Genomic DNA, 22074 nt, shown 5'->3' with positions numbered 1-22074 from the left:
AGCAACTACGAACAGCAACTACGAACAGCAACTACGAACAGCAACTACGAACAGCAACTACGAACAGCAACTACGAACAGCAACTACGAATAACTGCCAACTGCGGGGGTGTTTGGATTCACTTCGACAACCGACGTCATTCGACGTCAATAACGCGTACTTCGAATTGCGGTGATGCGAGACCTTTGAAACTCAGGGCTGCCGGTGATGCGTGTACAGCGATGCAGACCTGGAACGACGGAAACTGCGACTTGCTGAACTGCAATTGCGGATGAAGCGGAATTGCGACCTCTACGGCGGGATAACGTTGACCTACGCGGCGTCCTTGAACCGGACGCGGGTACACACTGTGCGGCGGTGACTGCGGCGATAGCGCAGGACCCGGTCAACGTGACTTGCCGCCGCCGTACGTGCGGCCTGACGATGCAGGTACCGCACCCTCGCCGCCGAAATGCCGATGGCAACGATAGCGACACACAACCAACTGACAAAAATCACGGACCTTCTCCCTTGAATGACAGTCGCGCAACCTTTCGTCGGCGCGCATCCAATTCGGAGGGAAATCAAAAAGCGTGAATGCCGCTGGTTGCGTCTGCAACAAACCTCAATGGAAACGAATTCTAATGATAATCCCTAATGGGGTAAACCCTTAATTTGGGAATTGGTGTCGTTTTTAGACGAAATGCCACGAAATTTCCAAACAATCGTTTGAAATGTAAGTCGGTAAAAACGCGGAAAAAATCGACCCGAACCCGCATGGATCCGCGCGTTCGGGTCAATTTGGTCGAACACTCGGAGAGATCAGAACGTGTGCTTCAGACCCATGCCGACGAGCAATTGCGTGCGCGCGCCCGCGTCGATGCCATACGAACCGACGGACGCATTCGCCTCCACGGTCCGTCCCTGACGGAGCGTCGTGCCTACCGCCTGTTGATAGCCGCCGATCACATACGTCGATGTGCGCTTGGACAAGGCGTACGTCACCCCCGCGTTGAACTGGTTGTAGTGGGCGCCCACGCCGTCCGCGCGCATGCGCGTGTAGCTATAGCCGACGCCGGTGTTGAGCGCGGGCGTCAGTGCGTACGTGGCGAAGGCGTTGACGGTATCGAACTTCGCCACGCCACGGAACGCGGAGAGCGCGTCGCTCGAATACTGGGCATTGGACAGCGAGACTCCGAGGATTGCCGGGCCGACGGTGTACTTTGCCCCGGCGCGCGCGATGCGCACCTTGCTGGCCGTGCGGAAACCATCGTTGATCGGCGAGTTGAACAACGAACCGGCGCTGCCCGCCCACTCACGAGGCCCGCTTGCCGGAGCCTCCGGCGCGTCGCTGGCCAGTCGTTCGCGCTGATAGCCGCCATCCGCGAAGAAGTAACCTGCCGCGAGGGCAACCGGCCCATTGCTGTAGGCACCCGCGAGGCCGAACGAACGCCCCGCGCCAGTCTTCCCCGCGACACCTCCCGTTGCGTACATGCCTTCGAACTGCAGGCCGCCGAAATTCGGCGTGGCGTATCGGATCGCATTGTTGATGCGCGCACCGTTGTCGTAGTTGTCGACGTCGCCCGGTGTGGCGAAGAAGCCGCCGAAGTAGCCGTCGGCGGTCAGGCCCTGCACGAGATTGACCACGGGGTCGTATTGCCGGCCGATCGTGACTTCGCCCCATTCGTTGCCGCGCAAGCCGACGATCGCCTTGCGGCCGAATGCCAGACCGCCATTGCCGAGCGCGCCGGTGACCCCGTTGAACCCGCTCTCGATCTGCCACAGTGCGGTAAGGCCGCGACCCAGCGATTCCGTGCCGCGCAGACCCCAGCGACTGCCACCGATGATGTTGCTGGTGATGCCGGAGAGCGGTTGGGCGCCATTGTCGGTCGCCGTGTGATTGGCGTGCACGAATCCGGAATCGATCGTGCCGTAGAGCGTGACGTTGTTTTGGGCGTGGGCGCCAGCCGGCAGGCCGAGCGCCGTGAGTGCCGCGGCGAGCGCAAGGGCGCGCAGGCCGGTGTTCGAGTGTGGACGTTGGTTCATGATGTCGAGCGCTTTGCCGCGCATGGTTGAAATCGACACCGAGAATATTTCCGATCACCTATTCGGATTCCTTATGAAAATTCCGAAAGCGGTGAAGTCCACATGACAGCAAACGTCATCCGAGGTCGCTGTCGAATTTTCTAGGAACCGTCCTCGCTCATTTCGACAGAACGCCGCAACTCGCGGCGCCGCTGACAAAGGAGGGCGGCCAGCGTCAATCCGTCGCTTTCACGTGGCCCGCGCGTCGCGCGGCCACACGCGACAAGGCCGCCCAGTCGAGATGCCCTTCGCCATGCGCCAGGCTGTCCAGATGGTTGTCGCGCAACACGCTGCCGAACGGCATCGGCACGTTTGCCGCCTCGCCAGCGAGCAGCGCCAGACGCACGTCCTTGGCGCCGAGCGAAAGTTTGAAGCCGGCCGGTTCGAAGACCTGTCGGGCGATCGCGCCACCGTAGCCGGTGTATGCGGGAGTCGCGAAGACCGTGCTCGTGATCATGTCGAGGAAATCGGCGCCGGACACCCCATGCCCCTCGGCGAGCGCGGCCGCTTCGCTCATGGCTTCGATGGCACTCGCGATCATGAAATTCGCGCCGAGCTTCACGACGTTGGCCTGCTCAGGCACGTCGCCGAACCGCCAGGTGCGTTGTCCGAGTACATCGAATATCGGCTGCACGACATCGAGCGCGGCGGCGTCGCCTGCCGCCAGGATGTTGAGCTTGCCGGCCTCGGCGACGTTCACGCGGCCGAGCACGGGAGCGGCGACGTAGCGCAGGCCGAGCGATTCGCACGTCGAACGCGTTTCGCGCGCGAAATCGAGCGATACGGTAGCCATGTTCACCACGACGGCATTGCGTGTCAGGACATTCAGCGCACCGCCGTCGAGCAGCACGGTGCGTGTGGTGTCGTCGTCGGCCAGCATGGCGATGAGCACGTCGACGCCGTGCGCGGCCTGCGCGGCACTCGACGCCGGCGTGGCGCCCTCTGCGCTCAGGGCGTCGACAGGGCCGTGCGAGCGGTTCCACACACGCACGGAGAAGCCTGCCCTGACCAGATTGCGAGCCATGGGGGCGCCCATGGTGCCAAGTCCCAGAAATCCGATGTTCATCAATGCTCCCGATGTCAAAAGTGTCGTTGCCGCGCCGGGGAAGGACGTTGCGCAAGGGGAGCGCCCGTCCTGAGTCGGCTGCGTGAGCGACAGCATGACACCGAACGCGCGTTGCCGCAGAGAAGACGAGAGGAGATCGATTTCGTGATAGGCGGCGGGCGCCGGTTTCGTGCAGGCATCCTGTTGCGCTTGTCCGGCGATCGGCTCGATACCGTGCAGCCGTCGTCTGCCAATGCTCACCTGTCGTCCACCCATCGCTCAGCCGGAGCCCACACGTCGCCTACACGCCGCCCATACATCGGGGGGTATCGACCCGCCATCGTGCGGTGTCGCCCCGGCGCTGCCGATGCCTTCGGCTATCCCCGGCGTGCCGGCCGGGCGGCGGTAAGATGCGGGCTATGGCGTGTCGCGAGGCGCGGTGCGCGGTGAGTGGTGTGCGACGCACGCGTGACGTCCGCGCTTGCCGGGAGGGCAGCCGCCGACAAGCCTCGATTGTGCCAACTGTGCCAACTGTGCCGATTGTGCCAATTGCCGCCGCGAGTGCCGCGAATGTGCCGAACTCGCGGAATTTTTTCCGATCCACATCGCTCCGACCCCGTCATGACCGTTCGCAACAACTGGCCGAGCTTCAAGGCGTTGCCATATCCGGTGTACTTCCGCTACGACGAGTTCGCGGCGCAAACGGCGTGGGTGCCGCATCGCCACGATTGGGGGCAATTGAATTACGTTGCCAACGGCGTGATGCAGTTGGAAATCGAGGGCGCACGCTTTCTGTCGCCACCGCAATATGCGGTTTGGATTCCGCCGAAGGCGGCACACGCCAGCTTCAACGCGCACGCGGTGGTTTATCGCTCCGTCTATATCGACGCTTCACTTGCTGTGGCGCTTCCAGCCACGGCCGCCACATTGCAGATGAGCGGCCTGTTGCGCGCGATTCTGTCGGACTTCGCGGAGCGCGGGGTGGCGTGTCCGCAGACCGAAGCGGACCGGCGGCTCGCGCACGTGCTGGTCGATCAACTGGCGCTGGCGCCGGCCGAGCCGCGCTTCCTGCCGCAGGCGCGCTCACCGTCGCTGATTCGCGTGCTCGACGCGCTGCAGAGCGAGCCTGGCGACAATCGCACGCTCGCGCAATGGGCGCGAACGATTTCCATGACGGAGCGTACGCTGGCGCGTCATTGCATCACAGAGCTCGGGATGACGCTGGGGCAGTGGCGGCAGCGCATGCGGTTCATGCGCGCCATCGAGGGGTTGGAGGCAGGTCGAACCGTGAAGTCGATCGCCTTCGATCTCGGCTACGCCACGCCTTCGGCGTTCATCGACATGTTCGCGCGCGAATCGGGGTGCACGCCCGAGCAATTCCGGCGCCGGACGATTCGGGGAGAGGGCGCGGACGATTCCGTCTGAACCCGCCCGCGCCCCCATCCGCACCCGGCCCCTGTCATGGCTGCCGCGAACGTGCCCCGCTCACGCTACGGCGTGACCTTCACCGCTTGAACGCGAGCAATTGCGCGCCTTCGGGCACCTGATCGCCCACCGCGTACAGCACTTCCTCGATTTCGCCGTCGGCGGGGGCGCTGATGGTGTGCTCCATCTTCATCGCTTCCATCACGAGCAGCGGCGCGCCTTTCTCGACCTTCGCGCCGACCTGCGCAAGTACGGCGATGACCTTGCCCGGCATCGGCGCGGTCAGGCGGCCTTCGCCGCCTTCCTGCCCGCCGGCCTGGGCCAGCGGGTCGTGCCAGCGCAGCGTCCACGACTGACCGTCGGCGAACACGTGCGCCGTTTCCTGCTCGAAATCGACGTGGCCCTGCACGCGCCGCTCGCCCAGCGTCACGCGATACACGCCACCGTCGTGGGCATAGCGGTACGGATAGGTCTGACCGTCGACCGTGAGGGTGCTCGCCTGCGCGCCGCTCGTGAGCACGACGTCGCGGCGCGTCTCGCCATGATCGAAGGACATGGTGCGCTGGTAATCGCCGTTCAAGCGCCAGCCGGTGGCGAGCTGCCATGGCGAATGGTGGTCGATGCTGTCCTGATACTTGCGACGTCCAGTCACCGTTTCGCGCGAGAGCTGCGCGGCCACGGCCAGCGCCAACGCCGTTGCCGGCGCCGCGGCGGCGGCCGGGAACAGCGTATCGCGGTGCCGCTCGATCAGACCGGTGTCCAGGTCGGCGCCGGCAAACGGCTCGCTCGCGACCAGACGCCCGAGGAACGCGATGTTCGTCTGCACGCCGACCACGCGGTACTGTCCGAGGGCGCGGCGCATGCGGGCGAGCGCTTCGTCGCGGTCCTGGCCCCAAACAATGAGCTTGGCGATCATCGGATCGTAGAACGGCGAAATCGTATCGCCTTCGCGCACGCCCGAATCGATGCGCACGGCGGCCGGGGTGGCGCCGCTGCCGATCTCGAACTGCACCGACGCGGGCGGACGTAGCGTCGAGAGCGTGCCGGTCGACGGCAGGAAGTTGTTGTCGGGATTCTCCGCATAGATCCGCGCCTCGAGCGCGTGACCGTGAATGCGCAGTTCATCCTGCTTGCGCGGTAGCGCTTCTCCGGCCGCCACGCGCAATTGCCACTCCACGAGATCGAGGCCGGTGATCATCTCCGTGACCGGGTGTTCGACCTGCAGGCGGGTGTTCATCTCCATGAAGTAGAACGAGCCGTCCTGATTGGCGATGAACTCGACCGTGCCCGCACCGACGTAGCCCACGGCGCGCGCGGCGTTGCAAGCGGCTTCGCCCATCGCGCGGCGGCGCCCTTCGGTCATGCCTGGCGCGGGCGCCTCCTCCAGCACCTTCTGGTGACGGCGCTGCACCGAGCAGTCGCGCTCGAAGAGATACACGCAGTTGCCATGGGTGTCGGCGAACACCTGGATTTCGATGTGGCGCGGACGCGTCAGGTACTTCTCCACCAGCACGCGTTCGTCTCCGAAGCTGCTCGACGCCTCGCGCTGGCAAGACGCGAGTGCGGCGCGAAACTCCTCGCTGCGCTCGACCACGCGCATGCCCTTGCCGCCGCCGCCGGCGCTGGCCTTGAGCAATACCGGGTAGCCGATCTCGTCGGCGCGCGCGTGCAGGAACGCCGTATCCTGGTTGTCGCCGTGATAGCCCGGAACGAGCGGCACGGCCGCGCCTTCCATGAGCGTCTTCGCGGCGCTCTTGCTACCCATGGCCCGGATGGCGCTCACCGGCGGGCCGATGAAGACGATGCCCGCCGCCTGGCACGCGGCCGCGAAGGCCTCGTTCTCGGACAGGAAGCCGTACCCCGGATGGATCGCCTGCGCGCCCGTGGCCCTGGCGGCATCGATGATGGCTTCGATGCGCAGATAACTGTCGCGCGCTGCGGCCCCGCCGACATGCACGGCTTCGTCGCACACGGCCACATGCTTGGCGTGCGCGTCGGCGTCGGAATAGACGGCCACCGTGCGGATGCCCAGCCTTGCGGCCGTGGCTGCCACGCGGCAGGCGATTTCGCCACGGTTGGCGATGAGGATTTTGTCGAACATATTGCCTCCGGAAAATGATCGATTGGGGCGGTACCCACGCCATTGCCCCGCTTGTGACGAAGCAACGATGCATGCGCACCCGTCTTTATTGCTGTGCAGCTTCGCCGCCACGGCGGATCGTCTTCGCGATCTCACCGCCGGTGCGGCGCATGACTTTTCAATACCTCCTCACCGCCCGTCGGCACCTCGGGCTGCCAGCGCTCAATGCGTGGCGCAGGCCGACGTCGCGCCGCAGTCGTCCGGCCCGCCAGCCGGGCTCAGCTTGTCCTCGGTCGACGTGCGCATGCCCAGGCGCGCGAGCAGCGCGCGATCGTGCTCGGCTTGCGGGTTTTGCGTGACGAGGAGCTTCTCGCCGTAGAACATCGAGTTCGCGCCGGCGAGAAAGCACAACGATTGCAACGCGTCGTCCATCATCTCGCGTCCGGCCGACAGGCGCACCATCGCGCGCGGCATGGTGATTCGCGCCACGGCGATCATGCGTACGAAGTCGAACGGATCGACGCTCTCGTTGTGTTCGAGCGGCGTGCCTTCGATCTTCATCAGGTTATTGATGGGCACTGACTCGGGATACGGCGACATGTTGGCGAGCTGCGCGATCAGGCCGGCGCGCTCGCGCTGCGTCTCGCCCAGGCCGACGATGCCGCCGCAGCAGACCTTCAGGCCGGCTTCGCGCACCCGGGCGAGCGTATCGAGGCGATCCTGATACGTGCGCGTGGTGATGATCTGCCCGTAGAACTCCGGCGACGTATCGAGATTGTGGTTGTAGTAGTCGAGACCGGCGTCGCGCAACTGCTCGGCCTGACCGTCGCGCAACATACCGAGCGTCACGCAGGTCTCGAGACCGAGCGCCTTCACTTCGCGCACGATTTCGCCCACGGCGTCGACCTGATGCGGCTTCGGGCTGCGCCAGGCGGCCCCCATGCAGAAGCGGGTGGCCCCGGCTTCCTTCGCGCGCTTCGCGGCCGCGACGACTTCGTCGACCGGCATGAGCTTCTCGGCTTGCACGCCAGTGTCATACCTGGCCGACTGCGGGCAGTACGAGCAGTCTTCCGGGCAGCCACCGGTCTTGATCGAGAGCAGCGTGGAGAGCTGCACGGCGTTGGCGTCGAAGTGTTCGCGATGCACCTGTTGCGCACGGAAGATCAGATCGTTGAACGGCAGTGCGAACAACGCCTCGATCGCGTCGACGGTCCAGGGCGTGTCGTTGCGGCGCAGGGCTTCGTCGTGTCCGTGTGCGGCGGTGTGAGCGTGAACTTGCATGGTGAGATTCCTTGAATGCTTTGATATCGGGGGGCCGTCGTGTGTCGTATCGTCACGATCGGGGCGCGTCGGGCAATCGCGAGGCAAGCGGGGCTTGCGCATGGCGATGCGGCGCCGAATCCACGAGCGGTGCAATGTCGAGATAACCCGAGGCCGTCGCGGCGTCGGGATGCGGCAGGTGCGGCACGCGGCCGAGCAGTGGGGCACCGATGCGCGCGGCAATGGCGTCGACGTTGGCGTCCACATGACGCATGTCCGGATCGACGTGATTGGCGACCCAGCCGGCAAGCGTCAGGCCGCGAGCGGCAATCGCCTCGGCCGTGAGCAGCGCGTGGCTGATGCAGCCCAGGCGCAGTCCGACGACGAGCACGACCGGCAGGCCGAGCTGACGCGCGAGGTCCGCGGTGTCGGGCGCGCTCGCATCGGGGCCGAGCGGCACGCGGAACCCGCCCACGCCTTCCACGATCACCAGGTCGGCGCGCGCGGCGATACGCGCGTAGCCATCGCGAATCACGCGGCAGTCGAGATCGATGCCTTCGGCCGCGGCGGCAATGTGCGGCGCGGCGGCATCCTTGAGCACATACGGGCAATACCAGTCGTCGGGCAGTTTCAGATTGCTCGCGGCGTGCAGCTGCTCGACGTCGTCGTTGACGAACCGGCCGTTATGCTCCGATGCCCCGGCGGCCACGGACTTGAGGCCGGCACACACCAGACCGCGCCGCGCGGCGGCCTGCAGTAGCGCCGACGACACGAGCGTCTTGCCGATCTCGGTGTCGGTGCCGGTGACGAAGAATGCATGGCGCGCGGGCGTGGCGCGCTCGGCGATCGTAAGCGTTTGATCAGTCATGGTCGTGCGCCGTCCAGTCGCGGTCGAGCTGGTTGATGGCCGCTGCCAGGCGGGCGATGTCGTCTTCCGTGTGTGCGGCGCTGAGCGTGACGCGCAGTCGCGATGTGCCGGGAGCGACGGTCGGCGGACGAATCGCGGGTACCCACAGTCCCGCCTCGGCCAGACCGGCCTGGGCGTGCAGCGCCGCGGCGTTCTCGCCGAGGATGATCGGTTGCACACCCGTGGGCGAGGCCATGTGCCGCCAGTGGCGCAACGTGAGGGTGTCGCGCAGTTGGGCGATGCGTGCTTGCAGCGTGGCGCGGCGCTCCCGCCCCTCGTCGCCGGCGATGATCGCCAGGCTCGTGAGCAGCGCATGCGCCTGCGACGGCGCGGCCGCCGTGGTGAAGATGTACGGACGCGCGCGATTGACGAGCCATTCGATCACGCGCCGGTTCGCGGCCACGTACGCGCCGCCCACGCCCGCCGCCTTGCCGAGCGTGCCGATGATGACGAGGTTGGGCGAGCGCAACGCGAAATGCTCGAACACGCCGCGTCCGTTTTCGCCCACGACACCGAATCCGTGCGCATCGTCCACGATCAGCCACGCATTGTGGCGTTCGGCCAGCGCGAGCAGTTGCGGCAGCGGCGCAATGTCGCCGTCCATGGAGAACACGCCGTCGGTCACGATCAGCTTCGTCTCGGCCGTGCTGGCGGCGAGCAACGCGCCCAGCGCGTCGACGTCGCCGTGCGGGTAGATCTGCGTGCGTGCGCGCGACAGTCGCGCACCGTCGATGAGTGACGCGTGATTGAGCGCCTCGGAGAAGATCTCGGCGTCCTTGCCCGCGAGTGCCGAGATCGTCGCCAGGTTAGCCATGTATCCCGTGCAGAAGTACAGTGCGCGGGCTTCGACCAGATGCGGCGACATGAATTGCGCAAGCGCGTCTTCAAGTTCGGCATGGGCCCGGAAATGACCGCTGATGAGGTGCGAGGCTCCGCTGCCCGCACCGTATCGCTGCGCGCCGTCGATCAGCGCGGCCACGACCTTCGGATGTGCCGCGAGTCCGAGATAGTCGTTGCTCGTGAAGGCGAGGACGTCGCGGCCGTCAGCGCATACGTGCGGCTGGCACGGTGTGGAAACCACGCGATGACGGCGGCGCAGATGCGCGCGGTCGATCTCTGCGAGGCCCGCGTCGAGACGGTCGAAGAGCGGGGGAAGGGTGTGCGCGGTCATGCTGCCTGCTCCTTCCCGAACTTCACGGCTGTCCCGCCGTGCCTGTGGCTGCCGAGGTCGCGCATCGTGGCATCGAACGCGGCCATCGTGCGGCTGGCGAGCCAGTCGATCGTCGCGTCGTCGAGCACGTACGGCGGCATCAGGTAGACGGTATTGCCGATCGGGCGCAGCAGCACGCCGCGCGCGCGCGCTTCGGTGTAGAAGCGTAGTGAGAACGCACGGACCGCCTCCGCCGCCTGCGGCACCTCGGCGTCGAACGCCCAGATCATGCCGCGCTGGCGGAAATGCTTCGCGCGCGGGTCGTTGGCCAGCGGCGCGAGCGCATCGGACAGACGCCTGGCACGCAACGCATTGACGGCGAGGACGTCGTCGTCCGCGAAGATGTCGAGCGTGGCCAACGCGGCGCGGCACGCCAGAGGATTGCCCGTGTACGAATGCGAATGCAGGAAGCCGCGCGCGGTGTCGTCGTCGTAGAACGCGTCGAAGATGGCGTCGCGCGAAAGCACGAGCGAGAGCGGCAGGTATCCGCCACTGATGCCCTTGGACAACGTCAGCAGATCAGGCCAGATGCCGGCGTGTTCACAGGCGAAGAACGTGCCCGTGCGCCCGCATCCCACGGCGATCTCGTCGGCGATCAGGTGCGCACCGTGTCGGTCGCACAGCGCGCGCACCCGGCGCAGATACTCGGGGTCGTGCATCGCCATGCCGGCCGCGCACTGCACGAGCGGCTCGACGATGACGGCGGCAATGCGTCCCTCGCGGCGTACCAGCAATGCCTCGAGTTCGGCGGCCGCACGATGCGCGACATCGACGCCCGATTCGCCGTCGCGCGCGTTGCGCGCGTCCGGCGACGCCACGACATGCGCGTGGCGCAGCAACGGGTCGTAGGCGTCGCGAAACAACGCGACGTCGGTCACGGCCAGTGCGCCCAGCGTCTCACCGTGATAACCGTGACGCACGCAAACGAATTCGCGCTTGTCGTCATGCCCCTGGTTGCGCCACGCATGAAAGCTCATCTTGAGCGCGATCTCGACGGCCGAAGCGCCGTCGGACGCAAAGAAGGCATGGCCGAGCACGCCGCCGGTCAGCGCCGACAGGCGCTCTGCCAGCGCCACGACCGGCTCGTGCGTGAAGCCGGCCAGCATGGCGTGCTCCAGACGGCCGAGCTGGTCGACGAGCGCGGCGTTGATGCGCGGGTTGGCGTGACCGAAAAGGTTGACCCACCAGGAACTGATGGCATCGAGGTAGCGCTCGCCGTCGGTATCGACGAGCCAGGGGCCCTCGCCGTGCGACAGCGCGACGAGTGGCAGCTTTGCCTGTTGCTTCATCTGCGTACAGGGGTGCCAGACCTGTCGCAGACTTCGCGCGGCGAGATTGCCGGGACCGGCGGGGGGGCGCGGGAAGGCGTCCATCATTGACTCCTTGGTTGGCCGCGACGCACGACGCCCGCCCGAAGGCGGTGGTCGATTGTCCGGCTGGCCCGCGGCAGGCATCGCGCGCAGCGGTGTCGCATGGGGCCGGAGGTGGGGGATGGGCGCATGGTAGGCAAAGCGATTTGGCAGGGCAATAGGCGGAAATGTGGCAAAAACGTGAGGTTTTGCGTGCCATAGGAAGACGTTATCGATAATTCCTCAAAACCCGCCGATAACGTTGCGGCATCTCCGTCGTTGCGTCTCCCCAAAAATATTTGTAACCGTTCGGGCGGCCGTCAGGCGCGCGCGGGCACAGCGCGCGCTCAGTTCTCGCTCAGTCCGCGCTGCGCCACGACGGCGCGCGCTTCTCGAGGAACGAACGCACGCCCTCGCGGCCTTCCTCCGACGCGCGGATCTTCGCAATACGCTCCGCGGTGTCCGCGATCGCGCTGTCGTCGACGGCGCGACTCGCGAAATCCTGCACGAGGCGTTTGCATTCCTTGACGGCGTTGGGACTGTTCTCGGCCAATGCCTTGGCCAGCGCGTGCACGGTGCCGTCGAGCGCGTCGGCGCTCACGACCTCGTGCACGAGCCCGTGCCGTTGCGCCGTCGACGCCGTGAAGCGCTCAGCCGTGAGGAAGTATCGGCGCGAAGCCTGTTCGCCCAAGGCGCGAATGACGTACGGCCCGATCGTCGCCGGAATCAGGCCGAGCTTTGCCTCCGACAGGCAGAAATGCGCCGTGTCGACGGCGACGACGACGTCGGCCACGGCCGCCAGACCGACGCCCCCGGCGTATGCGTCGCCTTGCACGCGTGCGATCACCGGCTTCGGGCAGCGGTAGATGGTGTTGAGCATGACGGCAAGCGTCATGGCGTCGGCACGGTTCTCGGCGTCCGAGTAACCGGCCATCTTCTTCATCCAGTTCAGGTCGGCGCCGGCGCAGAAGGCGACGCCTTCTGCCGCGAGCACGATGACGCGCACGTCGTCGTTCGTGGCGAGCGCGCGAAACGCACCTGTGAGTTCTTCGATGACCGTCTCGTTGAACGCATTGCGAACATCGGGACGATTGAGCGTGACGGTGGCGACATGCGCGTCGACGCCGAATTTGAGCGTGGCAAGATTCATGACGTGGAAATCCTCGAGTGGCCGGGCGTGTCGATCGGGGCGATTACATGCGGAACAGGCCGAAACGCGAATCCGGAATCGGTGCGTTCAGCGAGGCCGACAGGCCCAGTCCGAGCACCGTGCGCGTATCGGCCGGGTCGATCACGCCGTCGTCCCACAGGCGGGCGCTCGCGTAATACGGATGTCCCTGACGCTCGTACTGATCGCGGATCGGTTGCTTGAAGGCGTCTTCCTCCTCGGCGCTCCATTGACCGCCCTTGGCCTCGATGCCGTCGCGCTTGACCGTGGCGAGCACCGATGCGGCCTGCTCGCCGCCCATCACCGAGATGCGGGCGTTCGGCCACATCCACAGGAAGCGGGGCGAGTATGCACGACCGCACATGCCATAGTTGCCTGCCCCGAACGACCCACCGATGATCACGGTGAACTTTGGCACGTTGGCCGTGGCCACGGCCGTCACCATCTTGGCGCCGTGCTTGGCGATGCCTTCGTTCTCGTACTTGCGACCGACCATGAAGCCCGTGATGTTCTGCAGGAAGATCAGCGGGATCTTGCGCTGGCAGCACAGCTCGATGAAGTGCGCGCCCTTCTGCGCCGACTCCGAGAACAGAATGCCGTTGTTCGCCACGATGCCCACCGGGTAGCCCCACAGATGCGCGAAGCCGCACACGAGCGTGGTGCCGTAGCGTGCCTTGAACTCGTCGAACTCGGAGCCGTCGACCAGACGCGCGATCACTTCGCGCACGTCGAACGGCTTCTTCGTATCGGCGGGAATCACGCCGTAAAGCTCGCGTGCGTCGTACTTCGGCTCGACCGGGGGGCGTACGGCGACGGTCGCGGGCTTGCGCCGGTTCAGGTTCGCGGCGATGCTGCGCGCGATGGCAAGCGCATGCGCGTCGTTCTGGGCGAAATGGTCGGCCACGCCTGACAGGCGCGTGTGCACGTCGGCGCCACCGAGATCTTCCGCACTCACTTCCTCGCCGGTGGCGGCTTTCACCAGCGGCGGGCCGCCGAGGAAAATCGTGCCCTGTTCCTTGACGATGACCGACTCGTCGCTCATGGCAGGCACATACGCGCCACCGGCCGTGCACGAGCCCATCACCACGGCAATTTGCGGAATGCCCTTCGCGGACATCTGCGCCTGGTTGTAGAAGATGCGTCCGAAGTGATCTCGGTCGGGGAACACGTCGTCCTGATTCGGCAGGTTGGCCCCGCCCGAGTCGACCAGATAAATGCAGGGCAGATGATTCTGCTCGGCGATCTCCTGCGCGCGCAGGTGCTTCTTGACCGTCATCGGGTAATAGGTGCCGCCCTTGACCGTGGCGTCGTTGCACACGATCACGCATTCCTGGCCCGATACGCGGCCGATGCCGGTGATCACGCCCGCGCCCGGGGCGTCGTCGTGATACATGCCGATGGCGGCGAGCTGCGAGAGCTCGAGAAACGGCGAGCCCGGATCGAGCAGTTGTTGAACGCGCTCGCGCGGCAGCAGCTTGCCGCGGGCGATGTGCTTCTTGCGCGCGGCCTCGCCGCCGCCACCGGCCAGTTGCGCGATACGCGCGCGCAGGTCGTCGACCAGGGTCTGCATCGTGGCCGCGTTGCGTGCAAAGTCTTCGCCGCGCGGGTTGAGTTTGCTCTCGAGAATCGGCATGTGACGAAATCCGGTGGAGGGTGAGTTGTCGTGAAATGCGTGGCTTGGGCGATGCGAACCGTCGCGCGGACGCTTCGCGCGCGTTGTCAGTCGTACAGATCGCCGTCGACGTAACGCCAGCGTCCGTCGTCGGTGCGCTCGAAGCGGCTGCGCTCGTGCAGCCGGTGCGCGCGGCCGCCGACCTTGTAGCGGGCGACGAATTCGACTTCCGCATGCGCGTCGTCGCGTTGCAGGTGCGCCTTGACCTGGAGGCCAAGCCATTGGGGCGCGTCGTCGAACTCGAGCGAGGCGGGGCGCGTGCGCGCCGCCCAGGTGTCGAGCAGATACGCCGCGTCGTGGCGCACGAATGCCGTATAGCGCGAGCGCATCAGCGTCTCGGCCGTGGGCGCGATGTCGCCTCGTTCGAGATAGCGTGCGCAACAGTCGTCGAACGCGAGACCGCCGCAGGGGCAGGCTTCGCGTCCGGTGTCCTGTGTCGTGTCGTCGCGCGACGGTTGGGGTCTTGCCATGATGTTGTCGTGCCTTGTTGTCAGAGCTTGCCGTGCTTCAGGCAGGCCTCGACCTGTGCGAAGCGGTCGAACCCCCAGAACGGCTCGCCGTCCACGATGACGAACGGCGAACCGAACACGCCGCGCGCCATCGCCAGATCGATCTCGGCCTTGAGATGATCCTTCGCCGCCGGGGAATGCATGCCCGCGTCGAGTGCCGCGCCGTCGATGCCCAGCGACTCGCCAATACGCACGAGTTCCGCCGGATCTCCGATGTTCACGTCGTCGACGTACAGCGCCGTGAAGATCGACTTGGCAAATTCCGCGGACAGGTCGCCGCCGCGATGGTCCTGCACCCAAAGCACGGCGCGCTCGGCCGCCTGGGTGGGAATCGGGAAATGCGTTGGCCGTTTGTACGGAATCTTGTGAAAGCGCGCGGTGCGCTCCACGTCGTGCCGCAGATACTCGGTCTTGATCGGATGCTGCACCGGCGCACCCGTGCCATTCACTTTGTAGACGATGTCGAGCAGGATCGGATGCCACGCGACACCGCGCCCGTTCTTCGAAGCGATGTCATCGATGCAGGTGCTCGCAAAATACCCATACGGGGATGCGAAGTCGAAATAAAAGTCGATAGCGGACGTCATGTTGGCTCCCGTTCCGAGTGACGTTTCTGGCCCGCGAATCAAAAGATACGGCGGTGTGGCAACCACTGATGCATACAGCTTGTTATTCGGTTGTGCGCCGGGCCATGTTCGCCCGGTCGCCGCCCATCGATGTTCCGTCGATGCAATTCTTGCTGCCCGCCCGGCTTACCAGGTGAGCGCGTTGCCGTCGTAGTTGAAGAAGCCGCCGTTGTGCGTGGCGCGCTCGCCCGGTGCACGGGCGAGTACGCGGCGCATGCCGGCGACGCTCGTCTGCACGTCGATGTCGGCGTGCTCGCCGCCCATGTCCGTGCGCACCCAGCCGGGGTGCATGGCCACGCATGTGGCGCGCCGCGCTTCGAGCGACGTCGCTTTCACAATCGAATTCACGGCCGCCTTGCTGGCGCGATACAGCCAGCTGCCGTTCGAATCCATGAGCGCCACGCTGCCCATGCGACTCGACAGGAACCCGAAGGCGCCGCCGGCGGCCTCGACCAGCGGAAGCACGAGCGGCGCGGCATGCATGGCACCGAGCACGTTCGTGTGAAACACGCGGTCGAATTCCGCCGTTGTGACCGGCGCGAGGCCCGTCGTGCGCTCGGAATTCACGCCCGCGTTGTAGACCGCAACGTCGAGTGTCACGCCGTCCAGTTGCCACGACAGGCCGGAGATCGATTCGATACGCGTGACGTCGAGCTTGAGCGGCTCGGCGCCCAGTTCGCGCAGGGCCGCCAGTCCGTCGTCGTTGCGGGCGGTGGCGAACACGCGCCAGCCGTCTTCCCGGTATTGCCGCACGAACTCCATGCCGATGCCGCGCGAGGCGCCGATGATGAGTGCTGTTTTCATGAGGAGTGGGTTCCGAAGAGCCTTGAGAGAGCCGTCAGCGGGCTCAGACGAGTTCAACGGCCATCGCCGTCGCTTCTCCGCCACCGATACACAGGCTGGCCACGCCGCGCTTGCCCCCGGTCTTGCGCAACGCGCCGATCAGCGTCACGAGAATGCGCGCACCGGACGCGCCGATGGGGTGGCCGAGCGCGCACGCGCCGCCATGAATGTTGACCTTCTCGTGCGGCAGGTCGAACTCGTGCATGGCGGCCATCGTGACGACGGCGAACGCTTCGTTGATTTCGTACAGATCGACGTCGTTCGCCGACCAGCCGGTCTTCTCGAAGAGTTTGCGCATGGCGCCGACCGGTGCGGTGGTGAACAGGCCCGGTGCCTGGGCAAACGTGCTGTGCCCGACGATGCGAGCGAGCGGCGCGAGTCCAAGACGTTTCGCCGTCGACTCGCGCATGAGCACCAGCGCGGCGGCGCCGTCGGAGATCGAGGACGAATTCGCGGCCGTGACCGTGCCGTCCTTGCGGAATGCCGCCTTGAGCGTGGGAATCTTTTCGGGGTTGGCCTTAAACGGTTGTTCGTCCTGGTCGGCGACGGTGTCGCCCTTGCGGCCGGGTACCGTGACGGGTGTGATTTCCCACGCGAACGAGCCGTCCTTCGTCGCGTTTTGCGCGCGCTCGAGGGAGGCGATCGCGAACGCGTCCTGCGCTTCGCGGGTAAAGGCGTAGCGGTCGGCGCATTCTTCGGCGAAGGTCCCCATCAGACGGCCCTTGTCGTAGGCGTCTTCCAGGCCGTCGAAGAACATATGATCGATGACCTGGCCGTGACCCATGCGCATGCCGGCGCGCGCCTTGGGCAGCAGGTACGGCGCATTGCTCATGCTCTCCATGCCGCCCGCGACGATCACGTCGACGCTGCCGGCCACGAGCATGTCGTGCGCGAACATCGCGGCGCGCATGCCCGAACCGCACATCTTGTTGACCGTGGTGGCGCCGGCCGCAAGCGGCAGACCGGCGCCGAGTGTGGCCTGACGCGCCGGGGCCTGGCCCTGCCCGGCGGGCAGCACGCATCCCATGACGACTTCGTCGACCTGCTCCGGCTTGAGGCCGGCACGTTCGACGGCCGCGCGAATGGCGGCGGCACCGAGTTGCGGGGCGGTGACGTCGCCGAACACCCCTTGCAGGCCGCCCATCGGCGTGCGGGCGGCGGAAACGATGACGATCGGGTCTTGTTGCATGGCAATCTCCTGTAATCGGTGGCGGCGCCGGCGACCCGCCTCGCGGCGGATTCAGCGGCACCGGAATATCCAATGCTTCAATCGCTCCATCGTCCACGCGCCCGATCGCGGATCAGCCCCGGGCGTGTCCGGCGCGAGCCGGACAGCGTCTGCCGTTCAGGCGCGCGGTTGACGTAGTTCTGCCATCGCGGCCACGCAGCGGTCATAGATCCGCGGCAGGCTCTCGAGGCTGTTGACGGACATGCGCAGGTCGCGCACCAGCCCGTCGCGCAGGCCGTACACCCAACCATGCACCGTGACCGGCTGATTGCGTGCCCAGGCATCGCGCAGCACCGTCGTATGGCAAATGTTGACGACCTGTTCGATGGCATTGAGCTCGCACAGGCGGTCGTGACGCGCGTCGCGCGAGGGCAGCGCATCGATCTGGTCGACGTGGCGCTCGTAGACGTCGCGCACGTGCCGCAGCCAGTTGTCGACCAGGCCCATCCTGTCTCCGTCGAGTGCGGCGCCCACGCCGCCGCAGCCGTAGTGGCCGACCACCATGATGTGGCGGACCTTCAGCACTTCGACCGCGAACTGCAATACCGACAGACAGTTGAGATCGCTGTGGACGACCACATTGGCGATGTTGCGGTGCACGAACACCTCGCCCGGCGCCAGGCCCGTGATCTGGTTGGCAGGCACGCGCGAGTCGGAGCAGCCGATCCAGAGATATTCGGGGGCCTGTTGCTTGGACAGCCGCTCGAAAAACGCGGGGTCTTCCGCGTTCACGCCGGCAACCCAGGCGCGGTTGTTGTCGAGCAGGTGGATGAGGGGCTGGTCTTTGTCTTCGGTCATGATCGTGTCATCCGGCGGGCGCGTCGTGGGCTGGGAAACGTCGGGCGCTCAAGCGGCCACCGCGCGGGGCGGAGCGCTTGCGGCACCGCTCGCGGCACCGTAGCGATTGACGAAACGCAGCGCGACATCGTACGGATAGAAGTCGTGCATCTGTCCGGCCCGTACCCGGTCCTGAAAGTCCTGCCACAGGCGCGGGTCGAAGAAATCCGGATGATGCTGGCTCAGATAGTGACGCACGCGCGTGTCGCCCGTCAGAAACGTTTCGAACGTCTGCGGAAACACGTCGTGCGGGCCTACACGGTACCAGACTTCCCCCGACATCGCCTCTTCTTCGTTACGGGGCTCGGGCACCCGGCGGATGTGGCAATCCGTCAGGTATTCGAGCTCGTCGTAGTCGTAGAAAACCACCCGGCCGTGACGCGTCACGCCGAAATTCTTGTACAGCATGTCTCCCGGAAAGATGTTGGCCGCCATCAGTTCCTTGACCGCGTTGCCATACTCGCGCATGGCGTGATCGACCTGGGCATCGGTAGCCGTTTGCAGCCAGAGGTTGAGCGGCGTCATGCGGCGCTCGATATAGCAATGACGAATCACGAGTGCGTCGCGGTCGTATTCGAGCAGCGAGGGCACTTCGGCCTGGAGTTCCGCGAGCAGGGCGTCGTCGAAGCGCGAGAGCGGGAAGGCCACGCTCGAGAACTCCAGCGTGTCGGCCATGCGGCCCACGCGATCGTGCTGCTTGACCATCAGGTACTTCGCCTTGACCTGTTCGCGCGTGGTTTCCTTGGGCGGCGCGAAGCGCTCGCGAATCAGCTTGAACACGTACGGATACGATGGCAGCGTGAATACGAGCATCACCAGCCCGCGAATGCCGGGCGCGCTGACGAACTTGTCGCTCGAATGCTTCAGGTGATGCAGGAAGTCGCGGTAGAACAGGTTCTTGCCATGCTTTTGCAGGCCGACCGACGTGTAGATTTCGGCCTTGGGCTTGCCCGGCATGATCGTGCGCAGAAAATGCACGTAGGCCGACGGCACTTCCATGTCGACCATGAAGTAGGCATGGGTGAAGCCGAATACCACCCGCAATTCGTCGCGGCGAAGCAGCGCGGCATCGAGCGCCAGCTTGCCGTCATCGTCGTGCATGATCGAGATGGCGAGCGGCGTGGTCGTGTCGCCGTTCACGATACGGCCAACGATGTAGGCCGCCTTGTTGCGGAAGAACAGCGACGAGAGCACGTGAATCTGGAAATTCGGTGCGGGCTGGAATGCGCCGAGTGCCTCGTCGATGGCGCGCATCACGTAGCCGATGTCACGCGGCAGATCGGCGAATGCCCGCCCGAGCTGAAAATTCGTGACGATTCGCGTGAGCGTGGCGTGCATCCCGTCCTGCGCCGGGTAGTAGACGCGGTACGTCGGCTTGGCGGCCGGCGCGTCGTTCTCGATGTACTCCGTCGCCACGGCCGGGCGCACGAAGATGAAGCGGTTGTTGAAGTACGAGCGGTGCAGGATCTTGCAGCACACCGAGTTGAAGAACGTCTCCGCCAGCTCGGGCTGACGATGCTCGGTGAGCAGACCGATGTAGTGCAGCTTCACCTGCTGCCAGACGTCGTCGTCGAGCGACTGGGCGTCGAACTCGTCTTCCAGCGTGACGACGCATTCGCGCACGCGCTCGTCGTAATAGGCGATGCGGTCGCGCTGGAGTTTCTGGATGCCCATGAAGTCACCCGCCTCGAAACATGCCCGCGCCGCGACACACACCTCGCGGAAAATGCGGTAGTGCTTGTCGAAGCCGTCCAGCATCGTGCGGGCGACGTCGAAAGCAAACTGCGACGACAGGAGTTTCGGGAAGTGATTCATACCGGTCGGGACGGGCGCAGGCGCGTTTTCCTTGCTGGCTGAATGGATTGTAGCGCCGCTGCCCGCGCCTGCATGTGGGTCGTCTTGCCGAGGTCGTTTGCTGGCTTACATCGTTTCCGCGAACAGTTCGCGGCCGATCAGCATGCGACGGATCTCGGATGTACCGGCGCCGATCTCGTAGAGCTTGGCATCGCGCCACAGTCGGCCGACCGGGTATTCGTTGATGTAACCGTTGCCTCCCAGGATCTGGATGGCCTCGCCGGCCATCCACGTGGCCTTTTCGGCGGTGTAAAGGATCACGCCCGCGCAGTCCTTGCGCACCTGGCGCACGTGGTCGCTGCCCAGCGAGTCCAGCTGGCGGCCCACGGCATAAAGGTACGCCCGGCTGGCCTGCAGGATCGTATACATGTCGGCGACCTTGCCCTGAATGAGCTGGAATTCACCGATCGACTGGCCGAATTGCTTGCGGTCGTGGATATACGGCACGACCACGTCCATGGCCGCCTGCATGATTCCCAGCGGACCGCCGGCGAGCACGGCGCGCTCGTAGTCCAGCCCGCTCATGAGCACCTTCACGCCGCCGCCGACCTGGCCCAGCACGTTCTCCTCGGGCACTTCCACGTTCTCGAACACCAGCTCGCCCGTGTGCGAGCCACGCATGCCGAGCTTGTCGAGCTTTTGCGCCACGGAGAAGCCCTTCATGCCCTTCTCGACGAGGAAGGCCGTCATGCCGCGCGCGCCCGCTTCCGGATCGGTCTTGCCATAGACGACCAGCGTGTCGCAGTCCGGGCCGTTGGTGATCCACATCTTGGTGCCGTTGAGCACGTAGCGGTCGCCGCGCTTCTCGGCACGCAGCTTCATGCTCACGACATCCGAACCGGCATTGGGCTCGCTCATCGCCAGTGCGCCGATGTGTTCGCCCGACACCAGCTTGGGCAGGTACTTCTCTTTCTGTGCGGCCGTGCCGTTGCGATGGATCTGGTTGACGCACAGGTTCGAATGCGCGCCGTACGACAGGCCGATCGAGGCCGACGCGCGCGAGATCTCCTCCATCGCGATCATGTGCGCCAGGTAGCCCATGTTCGCGCCGCCATACGCCTCCGAGACGGTCATGCCGAGCACGCCGAGATCGCCCATCTTGCGCCATAGGTCCATCGGGAACTGGTCGGTGCGGTCGACTTCGGCGGCGCGCGGTGCGATTTCCTTCGCGGCGAAGTTCGCCACCGATTGGCGCAGCATGTCGAGGTCTTCACCAAGCATGAAGTTGAGGCCGGGCAACAGGGTCATGACACAGTCTCCAGAGGGTGGCGCGTGGCGGCTCGCCCGCGCGCGTGTTCGATAAGGCTTCGAAATCGTTGAGTGGGTCGCTTCGCTTGCGGCGATGGTGCGTTGACGTGCGCGCGAGCGCGGCTCAGCGCGCCGTGACAGGCGTTCTCGCTGCCGGGTTCCCGGGCAGCGGGAAAAGCGTTTGCTGCATCAGTGCGCAAAGCGTCCACTGGCCTTCGTCGATGACGAACAGTTCGGCGGTGGTGACGATGAGCGAGCGTCCGGCTTTGACGACCTGACCGCGTCCGATCAGTGTATCCCCCCTGCCGGGCGCCAGAATGTTCAATTTGTATTCGGCCGTGACCAGCTCCTGCTCCGGCGAGAGGCGCGTGTAACCGGCGTAGCCGCCCGCCGAATCGGCGATCGCGCCGATGACCCCGCCATGAAAGAAGCCGTGCTGCTGATTGACCCTGTCGGAGAAGGGCAGCGTGATCTCGCAGTGACCGTCAGCCAGATGCGAAATGCGCGCGCCCCAATGCGTCATGACGCCCTGTTGGTCGAAGCTCGCGCGGATTTTCGCGGCGACGGCGTCGTCGAGCGGTGCGGCGTGGGAGACAGGGACGTTTGCCATGATCAGAAGGGGCGCGTCGAAAGGGCCGGGGTACCAGGTTCGGAGATACTACTTTACGTTTACGTAAACGTAAAGTCAGGGGTTTCCTGAGGGTCTCCTGGATTCGGCGTGGCCGCCCCGCGGCTGGCTCGCCGCGCCG

General features: G+C 65.6%; 17 protein-coding genes and 1 pseudogene. 1 reads left to right on the top strand and 17 read right to left on the bottom strand.

Annotated features, from left to right (window positions below):
• Positions 1-801 precede the first annotated feature (801 nt).
• The gene (locus tag PMO31116_RS06085; RefSeq protein ID WP_150565915.1) at positions 802-2025 is read right to left on the bottom strand and encodes a porin; all 1224 of its coding nucleotides are present in this window, start codon (positions 2023-2025) and stop codon (positions 802-804) included.
• A gap of 214 nt (positions 2026-2239) precedes the next feature.
• Positions 2240-3130: an NAD(P)-dependent oxidoreductase gene (locus PMO31116_RS06080; RefSeq protein ID WP_150565914.1), complete on the bottom strand. Its 891-nt coding sequence runs from the start codon at positions 3128-3130 to the stop codon at positions 2240-2242.
• Between the two features lie 600 nt (positions 3131-3730).
• On the opposite strand from PMO31116_RS06080, the gene PMO31116_RS06075 reads away from it, so the two are divergent.
• A complete protein-coding gene (locus PMO31116_RS06075) occupies positions 3731-4534 on the top strand; it encodes an AraC family transcriptional regulator (RefSeq protein ID WP_150565913.1) in 804 nt (267 codons plus the stop codon).
• A gap of 79 nt (positions 4535-4613) precedes the next feature.
• On the opposite strand, the gene PMO31116_RS06070 is transcribed toward PMO31116_RS06075, so the two are convergent.
• From PMO31116_RS06070 to PMO31116_RS06000, 15 genes and pseudogenes are all read right to left on the bottom strand, one after another.
• Positions 4614-6635: an acetyl/propionyl/methylcrotonyl-CoA carboxylase subunit alpha gene (locus PMO31116_RS06070; protein ID WP_150565912.1), complete on the bottom strand. Its 2022-nt coding sequence runs from the start codon at positions 6633-6635 to the stop codon at positions 4614-4616.
• A 201-nt stretch (positions 6636-6836) separates the two neighbouring features.
• A pseudogene (gene bioB, locus PMO31116_RS06065) lies at positions 6837-7823 on the bottom strand (biotin synthase BioB); the annotation flags it as partial.
• Between the two features lie 124 nt (positions 7824-7947).
• Positions 7948-8742 (bottom strand): dethiobiotin synthase, encoded by a 795-nt coding sequence (gene bioD / locus PMO31116_RS06060; RefSeq protein ID WP_150565910.1) that lies wholly within the window; start codon positions 8740-8742, stop codon positions 7948-7950.
• Positions 8735-9952: an 8-amino-7-oxononanoate synthase gene (bioF, locus tag PMO31116_RS06055; protein ID WP_150565909.1), complete on the bottom strand. Its 1218-nt coding sequence runs from the start codon at positions 9950-9952 to the stop codon at positions 8735-8737. The genes bioD and bioF overlap by 8 nt, the downstream gene beginning before the upstream one ends.
• Positions 9949-11364 carry an adenosylmethionine--8-amino-7-oxononanoate transaminase gene (bioA, locus tag PMO31116_RS06050; protein WP_150565951.1) on the bottom strand — a complete coding sequence of 472 codons (1416 nt, stop codon included), beginning with the start codon at positions 11362-11364 and terminating at the stop codon, positions 9949-9951. The genes bioF and bioA overlap by 4 nt, the downstream gene beginning before the upstream one ends.
• Before the next feature lie 334 nt (positions 11365-11698).
• Entirely contained in the window at positions 11699-12490 is a 792-nt protein-coding gene (locus PMO31116_RS06045) for an enoyl-CoA hydratase/isomerase family protein (protein ID WP_150565908.1), read from the bottom strand.
• A gap of 43 nt (positions 12491-12533) precedes the next feature.
• On the bottom strand, positions 12534-14141 hold the full coding sequence (locus PMO31116_RS06040; RefSeq protein ID WP_150565907.1) for a carboxyl transferase domain-containing protein: 1608 nt from the start codon (positions 14139-14141) through the stop codon (positions 12534-12536).
• 86 nt (positions 14142-14227) lie between these two features.
• Positions 14228-14650 carry a YchJ family protein gene (locus PMO31116_RS06035; protein WP_150565906.1) on the bottom strand — a complete coding sequence of 141 codons (423 nt, stop codon included), beginning with the start codon at positions 14648-14650 and terminating at the stop codon, positions 14228-14230.
• A 20-nt stretch (positions 14651-14670) separates the two neighbouring features.
• Positions 14671-15276, bottom strand: a complete 606-nt coding sequence (locus tag PMO31116_RS06030; protein ID WP_023872904.1) for a 2-hydroxychromene-2-carboxylate isomerase — start codon at positions 15274-15276, stop codon at positions 14671-14673.
• Between the two features lie 165 nt (positions 15277-15441).
• Positions 15442-16119: an SDR family oxidoreductase gene (locus PMO31116_RS06025; protein ID WP_150565905.1), complete on the bottom strand. Its 678-nt coding sequence runs from the start codon at positions 16117-16119 to the stop codon at positions 15442-15444.
• Positions 16120-16162: 43 nt separating this feature from the next.
• Positions 16163-17347 (bottom strand): acetyl-CoA C-acetyltransferase, encoded by a 1185-nt coding sequence (locus tag PMO31116_RS06020; protein ID WP_150565904.1) that lies wholly within the window; start codon positions 17345-17347, stop codon positions 16163-16165.
• Between the two features lie 156 nt (positions 17348-17503).
• Positions 17504-18184 carry a carbonate dehydratase gene (can, locus tag PMO31116_RS06015; protein WP_150565903.1) on the bottom strand — a complete coding sequence of 227 codons (681 nt, stop codon included), beginning with the start codon at positions 18182-18184 and terminating at the stop codon, positions 17504-17506.
• A 48-nt stretch (positions 18185-18232) separates the two neighbouring features.
• Positions 18233-20038, bottom strand: coding sequence for a bifunctional isocitrate dehydrogenase kinase/phosphatase (gene aceK, locus PMO31116_RS06010; RefSeq protein WP_150565902.1), 1806 nt, complete (start codon positions 20036-20038; stop codon positions 18233-18235).
• Between the two features lie 105 nt (positions 20039-20143).
• Positions 20144-21325: an isovaleryl-CoA dehydrogenase gene (locus PMO31116_RS06005; RefSeq protein WP_150565901.1), complete on the bottom strand. Its 1182-nt coding sequence runs from the start codon at positions 21323-21325 to the stop codon at positions 20144-20146.
• 124 nt (positions 21326-21449) lie between these two features.
• On the bottom strand, positions 21450-21935 hold the full coding sequence (locus tag PMO31116_RS06000) for a PaaI family thioesterase (RefSeq protein ID WP_150565900.1): 486 nt from the start codon (positions 21933-21935) through the stop codon (positions 21450-21452).
• Positions 21936-22074 lie beyond the last annotated feature (139 nt).

It is taken from the genome of Pandoraea morbifera (assembly GCF_902459575.1).
Lineage (GTDB): Bacteria > Pseudomonadota > Gammaproteobacteria > Burkholderiales > Burkholderiaceae > Pandoraea > Pandoraea morbifera.
The sequence above is the reverse complement of the archived record's forward strand: the minus strand, read 5'-3'. Positions and strand labels throughout refer to the sequence as shown.

What these genes read in the sequence shown, in the direction of transcription:
- PMO31116_RS06085 (WP_150565915.1), bottom strand. Translation starts at nt 2,025, where the DNA reads ATGAACCAACGTCCACACTCGAACACCGGCCTGCGCGCCCTTGCGCTC.
- PMO31116_RS06080 (WP_150565914.1), bottom strand. Translation starts at nt 3,130, where the DNA reads ATGAACATCGGATTTCTGGGACTTGGCACCATGGGCGCCCCCATGGCT.
- PMO31116_RS06075 (WP_150565913.1), top strand. Translation starts at nt 3,731, where the DNA reads ATGACCGTTCGCAACAACTGGCCGAGCTTCAAGGCGTTGCCATATCCG.
- PMO31116_RS06070 (WP_150565912.1), bottom strand. Translation starts at nt 6,635, where the DNA reads ATGTTCGACAAAATCCTCATCGCCAACCGTGGCGAAATCGCCTGCCGC.
- bioD (WP_150565910.1), bottom strand. Translation starts at nt 8,742, where the DNA reads ATGACTGATCAAACGCTTACGATCGCCGAGCGCGCCACGCCCGCGCGC.
- bioF (WP_150565909.1), bottom strand. Translation starts at nt 9,952, where the DNA reads ATGACCGCGCACACCCTTCCCCCGCTCTTCGACCGTCTCGACGCGGGC.
- bioA (WP_150565951.1), bottom strand. Translation starts at nt 11,364, where the DNA reads ATGGACGCCTTCCCGCGCCCCCCCGCCGGTCCCGGCAATCTCGCCGCG.
- PMO31116_RS06045 (WP_150565908.1), bottom strand. Translation starts at nt 12,490, where the DNA reads ATGAATCTTGCCACGCTCAAATTCGGCGTCGACGCGCATGTCGCCACC.
- PMO31116_RS06040 (WP_150565907.1), bottom strand. Translation starts at nt 14,141, where the DNA reads ATGCCGATTCTCGAGAGCAAACTCAACCCGCGCGGCGAAGACTTTGCA.
- PMO31116_RS06035 (WP_150565906.1), bottom strand. Translation starts at nt 14,650, where the DNA reads ATGGCAAGACCCCAACCGTCGCGCGACGACACGACACAGGACACCGGA.
- PMO31116_RS06030 (WP_023872904.1), bottom strand. Translation starts at nt 15,276, where the DNA reads ATGACGTCCGCTATCGACTTTTATTTCGACTTCGCATCCCCGTATGGG.
- PMO31116_RS06025 (WP_150565905.1), bottom strand. Translation starts at nt 16,119, where the DNA reads ATGAAAACAGCACTCATCATCGGCGCCTCGCGCGGCATCGGCATGGAG.
- PMO31116_RS06020 (WP_150565904.1), bottom strand. Translation starts at nt 17,347, where the DNA reads ATGCAACAAGACCCGATCGTCATCGTTTCCGCCGCCCGCACGCCGATG.
- can (WP_150565903.1), bottom strand. Translation starts at nt 18,184, where the DNA reads ATGACCGAAGACAAAGACCAGCCCCTCATCCACCTGCTCGACAACAAC.
- aceK (WP_150565902.1), bottom strand. Translation starts at nt 20,038, where the DNA reads ATGAATCACTTCCCGAAACTCCTGTCGTCGCAGTTTGCTTTCGACGTC.
- PMO31116_RS06005 (WP_150565901.1), bottom strand. Translation starts at nt 21,325, where the DNA reads ATGACCCTGTTGCCCGGCCTCAACTTCATGCTTGGTGAAGACCTCGAC.
- PMO31116_RS06000 (WP_150565900.1), bottom strand. Translation starts at nt 21,935, where the DNA reads ATGGCAAACGTCCCTGTCTCCCACGCCGCACCGCTCGACGACGCCGTC.